We start from the raw sequence: 4,065 nt of genomic DNA, 5'->3' as shown, positions 1-4,065 counted from the left end.
CAGGATACAACGCTTTCCACTTTCAACGGACGTACCAATATCACGCTTGTGCTTTCCAAAGGAGCGGAAGGGAATGCGATGGATATTTCTGAAGAGCTGCAGAAGTATGCCAAGGAGAAACTCTCCAAAGAGTTTCCGGATGTCTATTTTGACTTTTACCAGGACAGTTCCAAGCCGGTCAAGGACAGACTTGACACCGTGATCTCGAACCTGATGTTCGGATTGATACTGGTATTTCTCTCGATGGCGCTGCTGATCAATTTCCGCATCGCCACTGTGGTGGTGATGGGTATCCCCATCTCTTTTGCCATAGGGATCATGTTCCTTTACTATACGGGCTACTCGATCAATATCGTCTCTCTGCTGGGAGGGCTGATCGTCATCGGTATCGTTGTGGATGACGCCATTGTGGTCTCTGAGAACATTCAGCGCCATATCAATGAAGGGGTGCCCAAAAAAGAGGCGGTCTTCAAAGGTCTCAAAGAGATGGTACTTCCCGTGACGCTTGCAACGCTGACCACGGTTGCCGCATTCCTTCCTCTGTTCATGCTCACAGGAGAGATCAAAAACTTTATCATACTGATTCCTATCACGGTGATCATGATCCTTATGGGCTCTTTGCTTGAAAGCTTTTTTTTCCTCCCTTTGCATAGCGAAGAGCTGCTAAAAGAGCAGAAGAACTTTATCAACTGGGAACCGCTGCAGGAGAAATATGAAGCCTTGCTGCATCAGGTGATCCGCTTTAAGTATATCTTCCTGTTCACGTTCGTTGTCGTGATCCCTATCTTAACGGTACTTACGATCAAGATGCTCAATTTCCAGTTCTTTCCGAGCTTTGACGGGAACTACCTTTACATCACCGGTAAGGCCAGTGTAGATACGTCCATCGAAGAGACAGAGAAGATAGCCAAAGAGATAGAAGAGCATGTCCTGGCAAAAAAAGAGTTCTACGCCCTCAAGTCCACCTCTATGGTCGTAGGGTTCCGCAGGGCCCTTTCCGGAGCCAATGAAAATGGGGACAATATGCTCTATATCACGATGGAACTCTACGATATGAAGCCCCAGAGCTTTATCGATGCCTATGTCAACCCTGTGTTGAATTTCTCTTTCAAGTTCAATGACCCGGAAAAGATCAGAGAGGAACATACCTACGAGCTTGCGCAGATACTGAAACAGGAGATAGCGTCCGTCAGGGAGAAATACCATCTTGAGGAACTGGGTGTCATGGAAGACAAACCGGGTCTGATCAAAAACGACATCCATGTCAACCTTTCGGGTAAGGATGGACAAAAGATCGCAGAGGCGATGCAGTGGCTCGAATCGAACCTTTCCCAGATGCCCCATATCAAAGATGTAGGCAACAATGCCCAACTGGGAAAAGTCGAGTACAAGCTCCGTATCAATGCCTATGGTGAACAGCTGGGATTGAGCGAGGTCGATATCGCACAGACGCTCTCGGGCTATTTCCTTGACAGCCGCAAAGCGATGACCTTCAATGAGAACGGTGTCATGGAGATACGAACCAAAGCGATCAACAAAGATTCGGAAAAAACCCTGATGCACTTTATGCTTCCGACACCTGAGGGGAACTTTGTCAAGCTCACCGATGTGGTCGATATCAAAAAGATCAGGGCCTATGAGATCATCGAAAAAAGAGACGGAAACACGGTCAAATCGGTGTTTGCGAATATCGATAAGAAAAAGACCACAGCGGTGGATGTACTGAAAAAGATCCAGCCTGTGCTGCAAAAGATCCGGGATGAGGGGATCGACGTGAGCCTGCTCGGAGAGCAGGAGAAGAATGAGCAGTTAAAGAACGACATGATGCGCGCATTGGTCATCGCAGTATTCCTGATCCTGATCACACTGCTTTTCATCTTCCCGAAGATCCGTTATGCCTTGATGGTGATGTCGGTGATACCGTTTACCATGCTGGGTGCACTGTTGGGGCATATGCTGGTCGGGGTCAACCTCTCGATGCCTTCGGTGATCGGTATGCTGGGACTTGCGGGGGTGGTGATCAATGACGGTATCATTATGCTTGATTTTCTCCATGGCACGCATAACGCAGGTACCTTCTATGAAAGGGCAAAACTGAGACTGCGTCCGATCCTTATTACGTCCATCACGACGTTCCTTGGACTCTTTACGCTGATCTTCTATGCCACAGGGCAGGCAGTGATCCTCCAGCCTATTGCGATCTCTATAGGTTTCGGTCTGATCTGGGGTACGGTCCTGAACCTTGTCTATCTTCCGGCCCTCTACGCAGTGGTCAACAAGATCAGGCCGGCCAGAGAGTAGTCTTTTTCATATTAAAGGCTTTTTGGGGTATACTAAGTAAAAACACTGAGGAGAGAAGGTGAAAAACAGGTTGGTAAAAAATATCCTGGTTGGTTTGGCGGCTGTTGGTTTGCTCCTGGGTGTATGGTTCATGACCGGATACTGGGAACAGGATGGTCAGTTCGAGGGGATCGGTTCCGGAAATGGCCGCATAGAGACCACACAGGTCGATATCACGGCCAAGTATGGCGGAAGACTGACACAGGTCTATGTCAAAGAGGGGGATATGGTCGAGAAAGGTCAATTGTTGGCCGAACTGGACACCAGGGAGCTGGAAGCACAATACAAGGTCGCACTGGCATTGATAGAGCAGGCCAGACAAAATAAAAATTATGCCCAAGCGCTTGTTTCCCAGCAGGAGATCGATCTCAAACAGAAAAAGAAGAACTTTTTAAGAAGCCAAACCCTATTTGAAAGCAAGAGCATTGCATTGGTGCAGTTCGAACAGGATGAAACAGAATACCAAAGGGCAGAAGCAGCGGTCAGGGCAGCCAAAGCCCAGGTGACCAATTACGAGGCCGCGATCGAGGCAGCTATAGCACAGGCAGAGACCATAGAGGTGCAGCTGCAGGAGAGCAAGCTCTACTCCCCTGTAAAAGGTAGGGTGCTTTACCGCCTGATCGAAGAGGGTGAAATGATAGCCGGCGGCGGAAGAGCCCTGGTGGTCCTGGATCTTCTTGACACCTATATGACCATCTTTCTTCCGACATCGCAGGTCGGGCTGATCGATATCGGTTCGGAGGCGCGTATCGTACTGGATGCATTGCCGGAGATATCCATACCCGCAAAGGTAAGTTTTATCTCTCCCGAAGCACAGTTTACCCCCAAAGAGATAGAAACGGAAACAGAAAGAGAAAAACTGATGTTCCGTGTCAAGGTCAAAATAGACCCTGAACTCTTAAAAGGACATCTGCACAAGATCAAAAGCGGACTTCCGGGTGTGGCCTATGTCCGGCTCAATGAAACGATGCCATGGCCGGATACACTGCAGACAAGAGAGCGCAACGGAACAAGGCCATGACGCCTGTAGCCTCCCTGCGCAGCCTGAGCCACCGTTACGGTGATACGTTGGCGGTGGACAATGTCAGCTTCGATATTCCCTCTGGCCGCATGGTCGGGCTGATAGGACCAGACGGGGTAGGGAAATCGACGATATTGGCGCTGATCTCAGGGGTACGAAAGATACAGGAGGGGTCTGTCAAGGTCTTTGACGGTGACATGAGCCTTCAAAAACACCGCAGCCGTATCGGTCCCCGGATCGCCTACATGCCCCAGGGGCTTGGCAAAAACCTTTATATGTCGCTTTCCGTAGAAGAGAACGTCCATTTTTTCGGCCGGCTTTTCGGACAGGGCAAAGCTGAACGACAGGCAAGGATCGATGAACTGCTTGAAAGTACGGGGCTTGCTCCTTTTCGGGACCGTCCTGCGGGCAAGCTTTCAGGAGGTATGAAGCAGAAACTCGGGCTTTGCTGTGCCCTGATCCATGACCCGGACCTGCTGATCCTTGATGAGCCGACGACAGGCGTGGACCCTCTTTCACGCCGCCAGTTCTGGGAGCTGGTGGAACGTATGAGAAAGCGCCGTGAGGGGATGAGCGTCATCATCGCTTCTGCCTATATGGAAGAGGCGGAACGCTTCGATCTGATCATTGCGATGGATGAAGGAAAGGTGCTCGCTACGGGCAGCCCCGATGCACTGTACCAAAAGACCGGTACGGAGAACCTC

General features: G+C 50.1%; 3 protein-coding genes. All 3 read left to right on the top strand.

Annotation, left to right across the window (positions count from 1 at the left end; all coding sequences use genetic code 11):
- Nucleotides 1-2,301: efflux RND transporter permease subunit (locus VIM88_RS00300; RefSeq protein ID WP_331860884.1), on the top strand; the 2,301-nt coding region annotated here is incomplete at its 5' end.
- A gap of 58 nt (nt 2,302-2,359) precedes the next feature.
- Entirely contained in the window at nt 2,360-3,361 is a 1,002-nt protein-coding gene (locus tag VIM88_RS00295; protein ID WP_331860883.1) for an HlyD family secretion protein, read from the top strand.
- A partial coding sequence (locus tag VIM88_RS00290) for an ATP-binding cassette domain-containing protein (protein ID WP_331860882.1) occupies nt 3,313-4,065 on the top strand: 753 nt, incomplete at its 3' end. The genes VIM88_RS00295 and VIM88_RS00290, both read left to right, overlap by 49 nt.

The organism is Sulfurovum sp. (assembly GCF_036568385.1).
In the GTDB taxonomy this organism is placed as follows: Bacteria; Campylobacterota; Campylobacteria; order Campylobacterales; family Sulfurovaceae; genus Sulfurovum.
Note: the sequence above shows the minus strand (reverse complement) of the source record. Positions and strands in the feature narration are given on the sequence as shown.